The organism is Anaplasma capra (genome assembly GCF_025628805.1).
Lineage (GTDB): Bacteria > Pseudomonadota > Alphaproteobacteria > Rickettsiales > Anaplasmataceae > Anaplasma > Anaplasma capra.
This window is the reverse complement of record NZ_JAOTBG010000002.1, coordinates 82,069-100,190: the sequence shown is the minus strand read 5'-3', so window position 1 is coordinate 100,190 and position 18,122 is coordinate 82,069. Positions and strand designations below refer to the sequence as shown.

The window sequence follows — 18,122 nt, the reverse complement described above, 5'->3', positions numbered from 1 at the left end:
TTTGCGCTGCTAGTAAATGGTGTGGCGCTTGGATGATACGGTGAGACCGGGCATATTGGTAGTTTTGCGGTATACATCTTGTGATACTGCAATCATCCCCTCAGATAAGGTTTTGGCTGAGTTACATTGTGCGCTGGTGCGCCCAAGATGCAATGGCAGTCTACCAAGACGGTGGGATAAGCAACTCTGCCGTTTCTGTCACTACACTGCGATACCAGGTCAGAAATGTTGTGGGTTGTCTGTGGTGACTATAGCCAAAACACTAAATGGCTTCCCTGGCAGTGCTGAGAGTGTCGTGAACACTGTAGCTGCCCGTGTTGTGGATGAAAGCCTTCAAGGAATTTTTGTGTCCCTCTGACACTCTTACGTCGAGTACTTTGTTGATATACTGAGCTGGGTCAGCACCCACACAGATGTGTACAGACTGCATGTACTCACTTCTGCCGAAGACTGTTCTTCCACCGCCGTGTGCACCATCCTCTACGCTATGCACTAGTACGGGAATCACTTTACCTACCATGCTTTTATTAAACGATAGCTGCTGCTCGAACAAAAGATTCTGCAGTCTACTCAGGCGGTCGTTCTTTTCCTCTTCTGGCACCTGAGCAGGGTATTCTGCGCTAGGGGTTCCAGGCCTTGGACTGTACTTAAAGCTGTATGACATAGCAAACCCTACATGCCTAACCAAGTTTAGCGTTTCCTCGAAATCTCGCTCTGTCTCTCCCGGAAAGCCAACAATGAAGTCTGACGAAAAAGCCATGCCATCTCTGGAATTTCTTAGAGTGTCTATTATATCTACATATTCCTCCACCTTGTGCTTGCGATTCATTCTGCGGAGCACAGAGTTGGAGCCAGACTGCACCGGTAGATGGACAAAAGGCATAAGCTTGGGTTCGTGTTCATGCGCGTAGTACAGCGAACTGTGCATGTCTTTTGGGTGAGAGGTTGTATATCGAATTCTCTCTATGCCGCTGATCTCGGCCACCTTCTGTATTAGGCGCCCTAAGTCCCACTCATTGCCCCTGTAAGTTCCATGGTATGCGTTCACATTTTGTCCAAGCAGCACAACCTCCTTGGTGCCCTTATCTGCAAGTGTTCGTATTTCCTCTAACACGTCTTCAACTGACCTCGAATATTCGGGGCCCCTGGTGTACGGCACTACGCAAAATGTGCAGAATTTGTTGCACCCCTCCTGAACCGATACAAATGCTGAGGTTCCTGGGTTAGCTTCCCTATATACTTGTATGGCATCAAATTTTGATATGACGGGGAACTCGACATTGATTGTTTTCTTACCCCCACGTGTGGCTCGCATTATCAGCTCTGGTAGAGTATGTATGCTCTGTGGGCCCACTACTACGTCAACGAATGGTGCCCGCTCAAAAATTGCTTCCCCCTCTGCCTGCGCAACGCACCCAGCTACTACTATGATACAGCCCTCCTTGCGCTGTGTTCTCATGCGCCCTAGCGTGGAGTATAACTTTTCTGATGCTTTCTCCCTTATGTGACATGTGTTTATCAATATTATGTCCGCATCCTCAGGACGAGGCACCGCCGTAAAACCTAAAGGCTTTAGGATATTCTCAATCATTGAGGAGTCATACGCATTCATCTGACACCCATAGGACTTAATATACAGCCCTCGTTTCATAAGCTTCGCATGTTATGGTAACGGACGATCCTACATCATCTGATGTAGTGATACAACGCAAATCTCTGTGTGCGCGTTCGCGGGCTATAGCTGTGCACGGTGCCTTGTGTAATAATGCGCAACGTTACTGTTGGTTACACGGGAAGTGCAGGGAAGGTTTTGCAGCTAAAGTTTGTTGGAACATAGCTAATACCTTCTAGACACACTTGTAGACCTGCGATTTCGATGCTAGTCAACTTGATTGTGTGTTGCATGTGCTCTAGCTCTATGCGGATCACGTCTCCGACGTTAAGTTGGATGTACCTTATGGGCACGGACATTCTGTAGGAGCAATTTTGGTTCGCTGCCAGGTAATAAGAATTGTCTACTATGCCTTCTGCCTGCAGATCATCTAGTACTAGTGATGTATGCACAATGCCCGAAGTCTGTGAAGTATTTGCCCTGCACATCTGGGGGCTCCTGAGCCTTGGTTGGTAACAAAACCTATGGCTGATATACATCAATGATGAGGCCGCGCTGGGGGCTGCAATTGCATAGGTTGCCCTATAACTTTCGGGATATACGTCCTCTCCGGGTATGTGCAATATAGATTCCGGGTCAGAATCTGCTAGTGATAACTGCCCATCTTTTTCTAGAAGATCAAAACAATAGGCATTTTGCAGCTCTTTGATGATGGTCCACACCGGGGTACAGTTATGAATGGAATACCCTAGAACTAGCTTGTCTGTCTTCATAGATGTTGTGGCGTGTAGACCAGCCTTACCAAGTACGCTTTGAATTATTGCTGATAAGGTTACCAGTTCTATTTTTCCATTGATCCAGTGACTAGTCTGCCAGTGTCGGTAGGAGGCTGACTCCGTTTCGAGATATGGTTCAAGGTTCCAGGCGTAGAGGAGCATTCTCTCTACCATCTTTGAGGATTTCCAGGCGTTTAATGTTCCTTCTATGGCGGCTTTCTGTGCAGCAAAATCTACTCTTTCCGGGATTGAGTTATTCTGCATTTTGGCGCTCTGCTCTGGTGACGGGGGTTTGTGCGTGCAGTTTTCTACACTTCGGAACCCATATTCTATGAACCACACCTTTTTGCTTTCAGGCTTCCATGGGGTTTTTATATCGCTGCCATGGTTTGTGTGATGGTTACTCCACCACTGATGTATGTTCTTCCATGCGTGATGCAGATTTTTGTAGGAAGCATGTCCCGTAGGAGAGGGCTTGAAAAAGTAGTCGTAGCCTTCTCCGCTACTCCAAGACTGCCTGATGCTTTGTTCGCTGAACCCACACGCTGGGCTGGGGGTGTCGGTCAGGGGAAAATACGCGTTGATGCCCACAACATCAACATCGTGGGACGCCCATAATGTGTCCATATTGTATATACCATTATGCGAATGATACTCATCCCAGTTTGCTGCGTAAGTCACGATTACGCCATGTCCCAGGGTTTGTTTTGCCACCCCAGCTAAGCGCGCCAAGGCATTCACTGCCGGGAATGCACCGGTAGCATCCTGAATTTTGGTGAGCGATGCCAAATTGCTGCCAACTACAAATGCGTCTATTGTCCCTTTTGTGAGCAGGCAGTAATGCTGTACAAACGGGTGGTACTGTAGATCAAAAAATTGGCTAATGTCTCCGGGGTTTTCGCACACCAACTGCAAGCCTACTTCGCAATCTGCTATTAGCTTTAGAAGTAAAAGGACCTTATAACCCGTGAGTTTGAGCTTTTGTATATACCTCACCAAAGATGCATCATTGGCGGTGCCTGCATGGTAGCAGCTGTCGTGTGGCATGAGTCTGTGTGCGGTGAAGTTGCCAACTTTCCAGATGTCTGGTGTGATCTTAGCGTCCTTTTCATAGGCTGTTGCGGGACGTAGCTTGCAATTTTTGATGTTGGCGCCGTCAGTAAACCAGCACACAGTCACCGCGACCCACTGCAAGTTGGGTAAAGTGCTTTGCATCGTGTTCAGAGCCAGTAATGCGTTAGACTCTTTGTATCCGGTTTTTCCATTGATTTTTACAGCTGTGCCGTAAGCGGCTTCCTGCGTACCTATCGTCTCTGTTTGCGTTAATGTCTGCACTTCGGTGTCGTAAGCAAATTCTCCGCTTCCTACCGTGTGTATACCATCGATTTTTTTGGTCACGTGATTTCTTAAAAAGCTTTCAGGGTATGCAGTGACTTCAAACACAAAATTTGGCACGGTGTTGTTGTAGTCCTGGAGTGGTAGGTTCTCTATCACGATATAAGCAATTCCGCGATATGCCGGAGTATTCCCTTCTACCGAGGATATGAGTGGATCTGGCTCTTGATCTTCAGTGCCCTTGTACAGCCTGTGCTTAATCTTACATAAGTCCAGAGGTCTACCGCTTGCCCATACTCGTGAGATTCTATGTATTGGTCCCGAGCATATGGCAACAGCAAAAGTTGCATAGTAACCAGTGGTTACGGAGCGCTTCGTAGATAATGAGTTATTCTTTGTATGAATTTCCTTATGCCTTACATGTCTTATTTGTTGTGCCCACACTATGTTGCCTGATATTCGCACCGTGCCATAAACTTCATATAGCATCTTGCCGTAGGTAGATGTCTGTACCTTTATTTCCTTCAGAGGTCTTGCTGCCCCTGTACCGGGTCTGTTTCGTCGGTGAGGGTTGTGTGTATCGTCAACCGTTATGTGCCTGAGTGCATCTCCAACAGATGCGTTTACAGCTTTCCACACGGTGTTGCTCACCAAGGTCGCGATAGTAGGTAATATTAGTGTTGCTGACATGCTAAACCTGAATTAGTTGATGGTTGCCGAGACTTTGCTCACTGAGTGGTCAAAAATGCCCCAGGTGGCGTTGCCAATCAGAGGCGTGGTACTATATAGGTTCAATGGTTTTCTCTGCTACGGTGCCGCGGCAATTGTGCCCATGTTTTTACAATGGGTATGTGCCCAAGATTGCATAGCTTAAGTGGCAGATTAATAGCCACCCTTAAGCCTCAGTGGGTTGGTATATAGAATTTAAATCTGGTATATGAGGTTCACCGCGGAAGTTTCTCGTATTATTGAATTTTTTGCTACAAGTTAGGAAATTTTTATCGCATCCGGCGATTATCGAGTACGCATCTCCCGGCAGAACGGGATGCGGAGTGCTCCTCAACAAGTAGAGCACGTGACTTACGTGGTCGCGTACCCCTACGGATACTCCCCGATTGCTTCCCTCGAGAAATGTGATCACTCCGTGCTTGTAGTAGCCGTCTATGTCGGGCAGTGCAGCGTCCTCCAATGTCAGGTAATTTACAACTTTACTAACCGAGCCTTGAAACGTAAATTTTTCCCTGTCTAGCTTACACTTACCATCGCAGAATTGTGCCCTGCAATGTGGGGAGAACAGCGTGCCGACTTTGGTGTGTAGCGCGTTTTTAGCCCCTTCCAGAGAAATTTTGAGTTTGTTATCATCGATTGTGATTCCGCCGATTGTCCCGACAAACAAAGTAATTGCTCCCTGTGATATGTTCTCATAATTCACTAGGAATAACTCTACTTCTACCCGGCCACATTGCCCGTTCATGAGATTTACCTTACTGACTGCGTTGCACTCTGTAATCTCTACCAGGGCTGTGATACTATTTCTACCGTGGTGTATGGGTCCGAAGTTTATACAATTACACGCACTATAGATTGCATTGTTGATTTCAAGGTTTTCGTCATGCTCTGTTAGCCTCACCTCAGTGCTCTTTGCGGTCATTCTGCAGCAAAGTGCAACAGTGATGACTTCTTGCGAGATATGGGTTAAAAGCTCTTGTGCTACGTTTTTCATTGGAATTGGCCCCTAAAAAATATCCGATAAGTGCTCCCTAAAGGATTTTGATGCATACATCTCTGCTTAAAGGATAGAGCCCAGGCTGCATAACTAGTAAGCAAAAAATTACCCGAGAGAGAACCGCGAATGTGTTCAAATTTACGCATAGCGCTGGTCCAATGTTAACTTTTAATGACTATGAAAGTATGCTAGAGTGGGTGGCATTCTCTCCGCTATGCCAGTGATTTGATATTGGGTGCAAAATATATGAGGTGTCTTAATAAGGGCCAGGAAGGCTGTCTATTTGGGGATAATACACTTTTTGTGGAAGAGGCGTATGGCAGGTACGAGAGCGGTGACGAAGGGCTTTCAGATTGCTGGAGAGATTTGTTTGTACACACATTGGAGAATGGGCGCGCATCCGGGAATGCCAGGGGTACCTCCTGTGACAGTTTGACCGAATCCTCTAACGTACTGTGTCTACTGAACTTTTTCAGATCTTACGGGCATCTTGCAGCTGATCTTGATCCGCTGGGTATGGCCGGTAAGGTGGCACTTGATTACAGTAAGCATATTTCTTCCATGGTTGAAAGCACTGGGGCTGTGTGTGGGTCCGGTGCGTCATTATCTTCGATTTTGGAGACTTTGAGAGAGACTTACTGTGGGAAGATTGGCTTTGAGTTCATGCACGTATGCTCTGAAGAGGAACGCTCCTGGTTACTGAGTAGGATTGAAAACTTAAATAGGGTCATAGCACCAGAAGAACGGAGGAATATCCTTCAGTGCTTGCAGGAGACAGAAATGTTTGAGCAGTTTCTGCACGTCAGGTACCCGGGGTACAAGAGGTTTTCTATCGAGGGTGGCGACGTTCTCATTCCCATGCTTGAAAGGATAGTTAGACTTGTGCCGAAGTTTAATCTCAAAGAAATTGTACTGGGTATGGCGCACAGGGGGCGGCTCAGCGTACTAACAAAAGTCATGAGCAAGCCCTATGCTGCAGTACTGTATGAGTTTTCTGGGGGGATGGTGTATCCGGAGGGATTATCAGTGGCGGGTGATGTGAAATACCACCTGGGGTATTCAACTGACAGAACAGTTGAGGGTTGTGGGGTTCATCTGTCGCTTGCGTATAACCCCTCACATTTGGAGTCTGTGAACCCGGTTGTCATGGGTAGAGTAAGGGCGAAAAGTGACGAAAAGCGCGCACCCGTACTCGGGATTTTGGTTCACGGAGATGCCGCATTTATAGGGCAGGGAGTAGTTGCTGAAGGATTTACCTTGAGCGGAGTTGAAGGGTACTCTCCAGGTGGGATTATGCACATTGTAGTCAACAACCAGATCGGTTTCACCGCCAATCCTGGAGACACCAGAACATCCTTCTATTGCTCTGATGTGGCAAAGATGATTGGTGCCCCGGTATTCCACGTTAACGGCGATGATCCGGAATCTGTGTTGTTGGCGACTGATTTGGCCATGGAATACAGAAGCAAGTTTGGGAAGGATGTAGTAGTTGATGTAGTCTGTTACAGACGCTTTGGTCACAACGAGGGTGATGAGCCCATGTTTACGCAGCCACTGATGTACAGACGTATTGCGGAGCACAAGACAGTTGCAAGTTTGTATGCAGAAAAGTTAATTGGTGAGGGGGTGATTTCTGGAGAGGAGGTTGACGGGCTGCGTGGTAAGTTCCGCGAGACACTGGAGACCGCCTTTACTGAATCTGCGCAGTACAAGCCCAAGGGGGCGGACTGGTTTCAAGGTTGTTGGAGTGGCTTCAGGTATCCAGAACCGGGTGAGTTTCAGGATTATCTCCCCAACACCGGGGTGGAAAAGAGTAAATTACTTGTCCTCGCTGGTTCCCTGTGCACCATACCAGATGGATTTAATGCAGAGCCGAAAATCGCCAGGATGATGGCAAGTAGGCTCAAGGGCGTGCAGAATGACTCCATAGATTGGGGTATGGGTGAAGCTTTGGCTATAGCCTCACTATTGACCGAGAAATTTAGGGTTCGTCTGTCGGGAGAGGATTCCGGTAGAGGCACGTTCTCTCATAGGCACGCCAAACTCTCAGATCAGGTAACTGGGGAGCGCTACATTCCCCTGAATAATCTCTGTGAAGGGCAGGCTAAGTTTGAGGTTATAGACAGCCCCCTATCTGAATATGCGGTTGCAGGCTTTGAATATGGTTACAGCTTGGATTCTCCCAATGTATTGGTCATTTGGGAAGCCCAGTTTGGCGATTTTGCCAACGGAGCACAAATCATCATTGACCAATACATCGCTTCTGCCGAGACCAAGTGGTTGCGCTCCAGCGGGTTAGTTTTGTTGTTGCCACACGGGTACGAAGGTCAAGGTCCTGAGCACAGCTCTGCACGCATAGAAAGATATTTGCAGCTTTGTGCTGGGGATAACATGCAAGTTGTGAACTGTACAACCCCTGCCAACTTTTTTCACGTGCTGCGTAGGCAACTACACAGGGATTTCAGAAAACCTCTTGTAGTGTTTACCCCAAAATCTTTACTAAGACACAAGATGGCGGTGTCTAAGGTGTCTGACTTTGAAGGCCGTTTTGTTCCGGTTATTGGTGACTGTGCCGGTGATATTGACCCTAGTGCGGTAAGTCGAGTAGTGATATGCAGTGGGAAGGTGTATTATGATCTTCTTGAAGCCAGGGCTGGTAGAACTGATGTTGTGCTTTTGCGGTTAGAACAGTATTACCCGTTTCCTACTGAGCTTCTGGCTGCCGAACTTGCGAAGTACAAAAAGGCTTCGGTGACATGGTGTCAGGAAGAGCACTACAATATGGGTGGTTGGAGTTTTGCGCGTGACAGGGTTGAGGAATCCATGCGGCGTGCTGGTATTGCCGGCCCTCTGTCCTACGTAGGTAGACCTGAATCTGCAGCAACAGCTGCTGGGTACTTAAACACACACGTAGCCCAGCAACAGGCTATAATGGATGCTATATTTGCGCGTCGGAATCTATGAGGAAAGGCCCAGGCAGGGAAAATCCCGCCTGGGCTGCGTACTCTATGAGATTCATGCGCGTCATTGTTGTTATAGGAAATTTTGGCACAGATTGGGTGGTGAGTGCCTATAGTGAAGCCCGGATTGCGGTTTCTGCTGCAGTTCCGCGTTATATACGGGTTTTCCCTATGTCTGGAGTTCTGAGTCACTCGTAGGTTGGGGTTGTATCCCGTCGGATTCGATCTTGAGTAGCTTAATTGCGCTACCATTTATCAAATTTCCTCCCACGCGCTTTGTCGTGTAGAATGTAACGAAGGACTTACTCGTAAATGGATCACGTAAGACCCTAATGTCGCGATTTTCCACAATTTTGTACGCATTTTTAAAATCTCCAAACGCTATTATCGGGAGCGCAGTATTGCTCATAGGTGGCATATCTGAGGTCTGGTACACAGGTGCTCCGAGCAACGTTTCTTCTCCGGAGGGACCAGGCTGTAACAAGTATTGTCCCGAGCTGGTCTTCAGAGACCTTATTGTTTGTAACACGCTTCTGTGCATTATAAAAGCACCCCTGCCTGCAAAATATTCGTCCAAAGAGTAATAAAGTGAGATTATCGCATCGCTGCTAAGCTGCCTGAAAGGTATTCTTTGCACTTGTGCTTCATCAGTTCCATCTTCGGATGACAAAATACCGACCGGCTTTTTGTTTCCATCTCCCAATATGAATGCATGGTTTTCCTTTCTACTGAATGCATCTACTAGATTGTCTATGAGCCAGCCCTCTAAGTCTACCAGAGAGTCATCCAAGAGCTTTTTTGCAATTTTTGGCTGTGAATACAATTCGTGCAGATATATGGTTGTTTTGCTCAGCTTTGGGGCGTTGGTATCGGCACTAATCTCTTCTCCCCAGCCCACAAAAGTGTCCTGATTGTTGGTAGTGAAACATTCTAAACTATCTCCCGAAACTTTCTCTACTGAACACAGTTTGCGCATGACGGAACCCTGAGATAGACGTTTGTCTATGTGCACAGAAATTTCTCTAGGCACGAGATACGCGAGCGTTGAACCGCTATCAAGGCCTTTCTTCTCAAAACCTGTGACTTGTCCATGGCGTATATATTCCGTAAGTGACTTGCACTGTAGCGCAGCTTTGGGATCCTCGTGAAGATTGATGCGCTTAGAGGCGATTTCTAGCCTGTCCAGGCGGTCACCTTGCTGGTCAAATTTACGATTGGTTTCCTCCATGTATTGTAGTAAATCTGTGGTAGGACACTGATTTCCTTCGTAGGAGGCGCTGCTTTCTTGTTCCTGAGGCTCGTTGTATGGGGGAATAAAACCTGTGATGCTGTCTTTTGTCTCAAAATTAGATAATGTCATGTGGCTCCTAAGTTAGCTGTCGATATGGATTGTAAGCAGAATCTGTTTGGGGTGTTGGCCACCCCGAGTACTTCAAGTAATGGATAAGGTATTATTGCCCAGTTTGCTGTTATGTGTAAGCAGAAAACAAGGCCGGTTTTACAATGTTTAGTTTTTCTAACACTGTTCTAACCGCGGTTTGGCCATTACTGCTTAGTTCCAGCAGTGGCAGGCGGACTTTTGGCTGCATCTTGCCCATAAGGCTTAGCACGTATTTTGTGGGTGATGGATTTGGCTCGATGAATAATATCCTGCTGAGCTCCACAAAGCTGCTGTTAACCTCTCTTGCGCCATCGATGTCTGCTAACACATGGCGATTATAGAGCTCCAAAGCCATTTTTGGCGCCACATTAGACACCACAGAAATGCATCCAGAACCTCCGTTTGCGTAGCAGGCTAATGCGGTTTCGTCTTCCCCGGAGAGAATAGCAAATTCTACTGGGAGAATTTTTTTTAGGGTTGTCACTCTTTCTGCTCCGGTGCAATCTTTTATGCCCACAATTCTGGGTAATTCCGCAATTCTTCCGATTGTGTCGTCGGACATGTCAACTGCCGTTCTTTGCGGAATATTGTATAGCACTATTGGTATGTTGGTTGCGTCGTGTATGGCTCGAAAGTGCTGGTATACTCCTTCACTGCTTGGTTTGTTATAGTAGGGAGTTACCATCAGAACTGCATCTGACCCTGCATACTGGGCAAACAGTGCTTTCTTTATGGCTTCTGCAGTGCAATTGGAGCCCGCTCCGGCTATCACTGGAACGCGGTTTCGTGAGGTTTCTACGCACAATTTTATTGCTGTGCAATATTCCTCAAAGCTCAGGGTTGAGGACTCTCCCGTGGTTCCGCACGGCACTATTCCATGAATTCCAGAAGCAATCTGCCACTCCACGAGCGAGACCAACGCGTCTTCATCCAGAGATAGGTCATCCTTGAATGGGGTGACTAATGCGGTAAAGATTCCTTCCAATTTCATCGCTTGTCTACTGTTGCGGGGTCCCACCATATACATGGAGAGCGAATAGCACCTTTTTGCCGCATGCGCAAGCAGCGGCGCCATGCTTTAATTGCAATACTCATAGCTAAAAGGATGGGGAGGCACTCTAGGCCTGTCCCTCAGGCTTTTTGGGATACCCTAGTATATGGATGTGAAAATGCGGTACTATCTGCCCAGCTAGCTTTCCATGATTAGTAACTAACCTGTAACCGCCATGGTGCAGCCCTAGCTCTCTCGCTATGGTGCCAACCGTCTTAAAGAAACCGGCAATATCACAGTCAGAACTTATGAAGTCATCGTATGACACATACTTGCCTTTGGGTATTACTAGGACATGTACAGGAGCCTCTGGCTTAATGTCGTGGAAAGCCAGAACTTGAGCGTCCTCATATACCTTCCGACACGGGGACTCGCCTCTCAGAATACGAGCGAACACATTATCGCTATCGTACTGTGCTATTACCGCGTTGCTAGTCACGTGCCTGGCTTGCTTGGGAAGTCCGCGCAGCGGCAACACTCTGCCCAGCGGTTGCCGAAGGGGAGAACGTTGCCTCCTGCTGTTGACCGGCGTCGGTAACTCCGTCAAGCCCCGCAGAGGCGCCGCGCAGGGTGTCATGGCTCACGCCACTCAACGAGTGCAAATCAGCGTCCTTAGCCTGATGCTCACCCAATCCAGCCCTTACGGCTGAGTAATTTTCTAGGAAGGCTGTCTGGCTCTTCGCTGCATTTTCCCCGTTGTAGTTCACCCCAATTTGGGATTTTACATATTCCCCGGCTGCTGCCGCCAAGTCAAAGCTTGCTGGTGTTATGTCTCCTGTATGCGCGGACAACACACCTGGAGCCCCTGCTGCCTGTCGTGCTGCTGCATCCGAACTGCCAAGAACCATATCATCCCCCACTCTAGATACACTACTATCTACGCTGTGTGAAGTAGCGCTGTCAACACCTGAATCTTGCACGTGTTCCTCCGAAGTTGCTGAAACTCCAGATCTAACATTCCCGGCCACATCCCGGCTGCCTTCATCTTTGGGTGGAGAGGCGGCGTTTATTGCGCTACTAACGCGGCTTCTATCCGCTCCAGTATGTTCACTATCCCTCTTATACGCCATTTCCTTAGCCAAGCTTTGTGCCAACTTTTTGTTGCGAAGCCCGGCACACTCAAGGACCAGCTCTATCTCATGTTGTATCTCTTTCTCTGTCTTGTTTGCGGTGTCTAGGGTTACCTTAAGCACCCTGCTGAACCCGTCCTGGGAACGTTCAACACTAATTTCGCCGCCACATTTTTCTAGCTCAGCACGCAGCGCCATGAGATTATCGTAGCCCTTCATGGCTTTCTTGTTATTAAGTATCTTTTTTACGTCTATTATGGTGTCGCTAGAAAAATCCAGCCTGAACGCGGAACTGTGCGGGTCCAACTTCTTGTCTTCGCTGCTGTCAACTGCGTCTAATATCTTTAACGCCTCACCGTTAAATGCGTAATCCGCAACCTTGATGACCAGCCTTCCATCTATGCCGTAAGAAGCGCTGACGTCATTACCGCGCTTACGCTCACTAGGTGTGTTTTCTATTCTCCCAACTCTTGCCTTGAATGGGCTCCACTCGTCACCCCCTTTAATTCTGTTGAACAGGTCTTTTATGTTCTGCCACGTGTTTCTGGTGGTTAAGGCATATTCACTTTTTGTGGGTGGAGTGGTGAAAGCATCTGCAGCGATTGAAACGCCCTTTTTGGCTTGCTTGAGGGCCTCACTTGCCTTGTGCTGCAACCCCTTTTCGCTGCTCATATGGATCTCCTAAATTAATCGACTTCCCACCCTAGTGGCACTCTGTTGACTCTGTAACCGCGAGCCAGTCGCAGCCCCACTTCACCCAACACAATCAGTCCGAAGCGCCACTTATCACTCTCACGACCAAATTCCTGCTGCTACAAAAGGAGCACCTAGGAGAACTGCGGGGTTGATTATAAGTACCTGGCGTGCAGTATGCAAAAGTTAAACATCAACGCACCGGACAAAATACAAAAATTTTGGTGTATGTACCCGGTATTGTGTATAAAATCGCAACCCAAGAACACGCAAGGGTTGACGCATACTTAAGCACGCAAAGGTTAACACATGGTGAAGATAGGTGACGATACTGGGTACACTCCCATAATTAGGCAATACAAATCACTAAAAGACCAATACGAAGGCTGCTTGCTGTTTTACCGACTAGGGGACTTTTATGAGTTGTTTTTTGACGATGCAATTGTGGCATCAAAGGCTTTAGATATAGTTCTTACGAAAAGAGGTGCTGGTACCCCTATGTGTGGTGTGCCGGTACATAGTGTTGATAGCTACCTAAGTAGGCTAATTAAACTTGGTCATAAGATTGCCATATGCGAACAGCTTGAGACTGCTGAGGAAGCACGTAAGAGGGGGTACAAAGCCCTGGTTAGAAGGGATGTGGTGAGAATAATTACGCCTGGGACGCTGCTAGAAGACGACCTGCTAGACGCCCGCGAGAACAACTATCTGGCATGCCTTTCGAATTTAGGCAATGACTATGGTATGGCGTGGATGGATATATCTGCAGGAGTGTTCAATGTGCGCTCCAGTAAGCTAGAAGATCTAGATAGTGAAATACAGCGAGTGCGTCCCAGGGAGCTTCTAATTTCTGATAAACTCAAAGAACAAAAAGAAATCGAACTAGTTTTACGCAAGCACAAGTGTACAATTACGAGCCACAGTGAAAGCTTTTTTGATGTAAAGAAGGCAGAGAAAGTTTTGTGCGGGGTCTATAGAGTTAATACCTTGCGCGGCCTTGGCAATTTTAAGGATGTCGAAGTATCTGCGTGTGGCTCTTTGGTTGAGTATGTCCGCATGACGCAAAAAAACAGCCTGCCCACATTGGGCTACCCAAAAGTGTGTGACAGCAATAGCTTTGTGCTGGTGGATAGTACGGCACTGCGGAATCTAGAATTGTTCTGTACCCAATCCGGAGACAAGGAAGGGTCCCTAATATCTGTCATAGATCGTACCGTGACCTCGATGGGAAGTCGTCTCTTGAAGCGTCAGCTCGCATTTCCGGCTGCTTGTCCTCATGTTATTAACAGCAAGCAAGACGCTGTGGAGTTTTTTGTGAAGAATAGGGTGATGCGTGAGAACGTTAGGGATGTAGTACGCGATATTCCCGACATGGAGCGGATTATGACCAGAGTTAAGCTGCTCAAATGTTCGCCCAAAGACGTCTGCATGCTGGGGAAGGCCCTTGCGAGAATTATACGCCTGCAACAAATAATGCTGGCGGCAGACAACCCTATGTTGCTGAGAATTACCGGAGAGTGTGGTGAGCATAGGAAGTTGCTGAAGCTGATAGGTAGCACCCTCATCGAAAACAACGTTGTGCACGCAAGAGATGGGGGGTTCGTTAATCCGACATGCGATGCACGTTTGGCAGAAGCAGTACGCATTGAAAGTGAGAGTGACCAGCTAATGCGGAACTTGCAAGATAAATACCGCAGGCATACCGGAATAGGTAGCCTGAAAATTGCGCACAATAACGTACTTGGGTACTACATAGAGGTCTCCTCTGCACATAAGCTCAACGATGAAGTGTTTATACACAGACAAAGCCTGGCCCACACGGTGCGCTACACCACCTCAGAACTTAGGGAATTAGAGGAGAAAATTACTGCTGCCAAGGGTGAGATTATGGAACTTGAGGCCCACATTTTCCGCGGGCTTTGTCTTAGAGTATTAGAGGAAGCGCAAGATGTTGATCTAGCAGCAAATGCGGTTGCGGAGCTAGATGTTTTAGCGTCGTTGGCTGAGCTAGCTGTGGAAAACAAATACGTCAGGCCAATTGTGGATAATAGCAGGGAGTTTGCTATTAAGAAGGGCCGACACCCGGTGGTTGAGGTGGGAGTGCGTTTCATTTCTAATGATTCTGACCTTTCGGAGGGTGGCAGGCTATGCCTGGTGACAGGGCCTAATATGGCGGGTAAGAGCACCTTTCTTAGGCAGAATGCGCTAATAGCAATTTTAGCTCATATTGGGTCATTCGTGCCGGCAGAGAGCGCTCATATAGGAGTGATAGATAGGATTTTCAGCAGAGTTGGTGCGTCAGATAACATAGCACTGGGACATTCAACTTTTATGGTGGAAATGACAGAGACTGCTGCGATTCTAAATCAAGCGACCGATAGGTCTTTGGTGATTCTTGATGAAGTGGGTCGTGGTACGGGGATCCACGACGGGCTTTCTATAGCCTTGGCTGTCTTAGAGCATATTCATGATGTCACGAGGAGTAGAGCAATTTGCGCCACGCATTATCATGAATTGCCGAAGTTTAGTTCTTATTTGCAAGGTGTAAAATGCTTCTGTATGAGGATAGAGGAATGGCAAGGGCAGGTGGTTTTTCTGCATGAGCTTACAGCTGGGGTTTCCAGCAAATCTTACGGAATATACGTTGCTGAACTTGCCGGGTTCCCACGAAGTGTTCTGGAGAGAGCGCGATTTTTTATGGAAGAGCTCAGTGGTAGCGGTAACGGAATTCCAAGCTGTATTGGCTCCGCTGAGCAGCGTGAAGCTGAGGCACTGCAGGATTGAAACCCCTGGTGATGTATCTAGGCAGGTGGCGTGCTGCTTCCTATTATTGGCCCACACGGGACTTGCTGAAGTTTGAAAGACGACCCTTGCACCAGGGTTGCCACCAACTCAACCACATCTCTGCTTAACCCCGAGCGTGTTGCTTCTTCCCGTGTCTGTTCCATATCCACAAGCGCGTATAGCGCCCGGTCTAAAACAGGGTATTCGGGTAAAATGTCCTGATCCTTCTGGCCGGGCTTGAGCTCTGCAGAGGGAGGTTTGTGTATTATTTCTTCAGGAACCACCCCGACTTTTTTGCAGAGGCTGCCCTGTGGCACATTGCTATTTCTCCACTTTACAAGCTCATACACTCTGGTTTTATATACGCTTTTTATAGGGGCAAAGCCTCCACACGTATCCCCGTATAAAGTCATGTACCCCGTTAACAACTCAGATTTGTTTCCAGTAGCAAGAAGCAACAATCCAGTCCTATTGCTTACTGCCATTAAAAACATACCCCTTATTCTGGATTGTATATTCTCTTCTGTGATATCTGGATGAGAATTTTTGAAAAGCGTATGTAGACTTTCAAGTGAGGCACAAAAAACGTCCTCTACGGGTACCACTGCATGGTTGATACCAAGATTTGCGGCGCATTTGGCGGCATCCTCTACGCTTGAATCTACTGTGTACCTCATCGGTAACATGAACGTGTGTGTGTGCTCTGGCCCGAGGGCGTCAGCAGCGATGGTGGCGACCAATGCCGAGTCTATTCCACCAGACATTCCCAGTATTGCACCGGTGAATCTGTTTTTGTGGGTGTAGTCCCTCAGCGCAAGCATGAGGTTCTGGTAATCTTGCTCTTCACTTGCTGGAGGCGCTGTGATACTGTGTGGTATGGTGTCAGGACTAAAAACCTTTGTCTCTTCCGACCATAGGGTGCACAGGTGTGCTTTTGTGCCACTGCAAATTAACGACCCCCCGGGAAAAACTTGGTTTTCATACCCACCTAGTAGGTTAATGTACGCCACTTGAACACCAAATTTTTTGGAGAGCTCTGTGCAGTAAGGCAAAGCATCTGGCCATCCGCGGGTGGATTGCCCCATTAGTATGATCAGGTCTGCGCTGCTCAGCATGCTGGCACGTGCATTCTCTTGCACCGATGGCCCGTCTCCAAACAACAGTACACACTTCAAGCCATTTGTGCTGAACGCTACACAGCTTCCAGTGGTATCGCACATATGCCTTGGCACACACATGAGGGTTTGTATTGCGCCACCGGATAATAAGAAAACAGCCTCATGTAGCTGATTGTCCTTTTTTTCTATACTGCCGACTACAATGCAAGTCCTTCTGTTTAGTGTGTGTGATGCAAGGCTTTGCAGGTGCCCGTAACACAGCTCTGTGAATTCTCTCAGAAATGGCGGAGCTTTACCAAGGTACCCAGATATTGCATACCTGCTCAATAGCATGATGTCTGCCCCGCTACCTGATGCTTCTTCGTACCCAGCAAGTATCTTCTCAAGGTTGCCGCGTACGTCTTCCGAATTGTAATTTAGCTGCGCTATGAAGATCTTAGCCACTAGTTTCCCCGGTATCGAGCATTTTTGCCATTTCCAGTGCTGCGTAGGTGATAATGCACCTGGCCCCTGAGCGCTTCATGCTTATCAGTGCTTCGTGCATGCATTGGTTATAGTCAAGCCATCCATTCGCCGATGCAGCCTTTATCATTGCATACTCTCCTCCGACCTGATATGCAAACACTGGCACCTCAAATGCAGTACTCACGGCGGATATCACATCCAGGTAGAACACTCCTGGTTTGACCATGACGATGTCAGCACCCTCATCAATGTCCATACGTGCCTCCAGCACGGCCTCCCTGGAGTTTGCTATGTCCATCTGGTACGTGCCTTTATCTATGGGCTGGGACATAGTGCGAGAGCCCACCACTTCGCGGAATGGCTTATATAGACACGAGCAGAACTTTGCGGCGTAGGAGAGTATGCAGGTGTTACTGAACCCGCAATTGTCGAGAAACTCTCTAATTGCACCAACTCTGCCATCCATCATGTCAGAGGGGGCAACGACATCACAACCTGCGGCTGCAAGCACCGCTGCCTGCTTGCACAGCACACCTATTGTGGCGTCATTATCCACTCGGTCATTCACCAGTATTCCATCGTGACCAGAAACTGTATAGGGATCAAGCGCTACATCGGCCATGACCCCAATTTCCGGTACGGCATCCTTGATACAACGTATTGCTCTGCAAATGAGATTATCCGGGTTATAGGCTTCTTCTGCTCCGACAGACTTTTCACACCCGGAGGGAAACAAAATGACTGCGTTGATGCCCGTTTTACGTGCTTCGCGTGCCAAATGCGCTGCACCCTTCACGGATACATGTCGCATACACTCCAAACCCTCTATTGGGACACTTTCTCCTTCGCCAGCAAAGACAAATATAGGTAACACCAAATCCCCGGCGCGGAGCACCGTTTCCCTGACCATATCACGCATCCAGGCATGACTACGCCTACGCCGGAGCCTCGTCTTGGGAAATTGCATGTGACACCTATCGCACTCTGGTGACCAAGTCTATTTTCTTTTGTAGCACTCAGCAACTAATTTGACATTTGTAGCACTCAGCAACTAACTTGACACTTGTAACACTCAGCAACTAACTTGACATTCACGTATTCTGATACTGCAATCGGGGATGGTAGAGTGCACGATGCGCAATGTACCTGAC

Annotated in this window: 12 protein-coding genes; 3 read left to right on the top strand and 9 right to left on the bottom strand. The window is 47.9% G+C overall.

The window, feature by feature from the left end; genetic code table 11:
- Positions 1-262: 262 nt before the first annotated feature.
- The 3 genes from miaB to OC187_RS00985 form a co-directional block, all read right to left on the bottom strand.
- Positions 263-1,651: a tRNA (N6-isopentenyl adenosine(37)-C2)-methylthiotransferase MiaB gene (gene miaB / locus OC187_RS00995; RefSeq protein WP_262997797.1), complete on the bottom strand. Its 1,389-nt coding sequence runs from the start codon at positions 1,649-1,651 to the stop codon at positions 263-265.
- Between the two features lie 134 nt (positions 1,652-1,785).
- Positions 1,786-4,413 (bottom strand): glycoside hydrolase/phage tail family protein, encoded by a 2,628-nt coding sequence (locus OC187_RS00990; RefSeq protein WP_262997798.1) that lies wholly within the window; start codon positions 4,411-4,413, stop codon positions 1,786-1,788.
- 205 nt (positions 4,414-4,618) lie between these two features.
- A complete protein-coding gene (locus OC187_RS00985; protein WP_262997799.1) occupies positions 4,619-5,446 on the bottom strand; it encodes a DUF2163 domain-containing protein in 828 nt (275 codons plus the stop codon).
- Positions 5,447-5,695: 249 nt separating this feature from the next.
- Here OC187_RS00985 and OC187_RS00980 point away from each other — a divergent pair, with 249 nt between their 5' ends.
- A complete protein-coding gene (locus tag OC187_RS00980; RefSeq protein ID WP_263008498.1) occupies positions 5,696-8,413 on the top strand; it encodes a 2-oxoglutarate dehydrogenase E1 component in 2,718 nt (905 codons plus the stop codon).
- Positions 8,410-8,607 (top strand): hypothetical protein, encoded by a 198-nt coding sequence (locus OC187_RS00975; protein ID WP_262997801.1) that lies wholly within the window; start codon positions 8,410-8,412, stop codon positions 8,605-8,607. The genes OC187_RS00980 and OC187_RS00975 overlap by 4 nt, the downstream gene beginning before the upstream one ends.
- Here the strand turns inward: OC187_RS00975 and OC187_RS00970 are convergent.
- The 4 genes from OC187_RS00970 to OC187_RS00955 form a co-directional block, all read right to left on the bottom strand.
- On the bottom strand, positions 8,579-9,769 hold the full coding sequence (locus tag OC187_RS00970; RefSeq protein WP_262997802.1) for a phage major capsid protein: 1,191 nt from the start codon (positions 9,767-9,769) through the stop codon (positions 8,579-8,581). The two genes, OC187_RS00975 and OC187_RS00970, sit on opposite strands and share 29 nt — an antisense overlap.
- Before the next feature lie 109 nt (positions 9,770-9,878).
- Positions 9,879-10,781, bottom strand: a complete 903-nt coding sequence (dapA, locus tag OC187_RS00965; RefSeq protein ID WP_262997803.1) for a 4-hydroxy-tetrahydrodipicolinate synthase — start codon at positions 10,779-10,781, stop codon at positions 9,879-9,881.
- Between the two features lie 127 nt (positions 10,782-10,908).
- Positions 10,909-11,280, bottom strand: a complete 372-nt coding sequence (locus OC187_RS00960) for an HIT domain-containing protein (RefSeq protein ID WP_262997804.1) — start codon at positions 11,278-11,280, stop codon at positions 10,909-10,911.
- Positions 11,273-12,583, bottom strand: a complete 1,311-nt coding sequence (locus OC187_RS00955) for an AM410 family tick-upregulated protein (protein ID WP_263008497.1) — start codon at positions 12,581-12,583, stop codon at positions 11,273-11,275. The genes OC187_RS00960 and OC187_RS00955 overlap by 8 nt, the downstream gene beginning before the upstream one ends.
- A gap of 330 nt (positions 12,584-12,913) precedes the next feature.
- On the opposite strand from OC187_RS00955, the gene mutS reads away from it, so the two are divergent.
- Positions 12,914-15,388 carry a DNA mismatch repair protein MutS gene (mutS, locus tag OC187_RS00950; RefSeq protein WP_263008496.1) on the top strand — a complete coding sequence of 825 codons (2,475 nt, stop codon included), beginning with the start codon at positions 12,914-12,916 and terminating at the stop codon, positions 15,386-15,388.
- A 17-nt stretch (positions 15,389-15,405) separates the two neighbouring features.
- Here the strand turns inward: mutS and nadE are convergent, their stop codons facing one another.
- Together nadE and hemB are read right to left on the bottom strand one after the other, a co-directional pair.
- The gene (gene nadE, locus OC187_RS00945) at positions 15,406-16,950 is read right to left on the bottom strand and encodes an NAD(+) synthase (RefSeq protein WP_262997807.1); all 1,545 of its coding nucleotides are present in this window, start codon (positions 16,948-16,950) and stop codon (positions 15,406-15,408) included.
- On the bottom strand, positions 16,943-17,938 hold the full coding sequence (gene hemB, locus OC187_RS00940; protein WP_262997808.1) for a porphobilinogen synthase: 996 nt from the start codon (positions 17,936-17,938) through the stop codon (positions 16,943-16,945). Before hemB ends, nadE begins: the two co-directional genes overlap by 8 nt.
- Between the last annotated feature and the right edge of the window lie 184 nt (positions 17,939-18,122).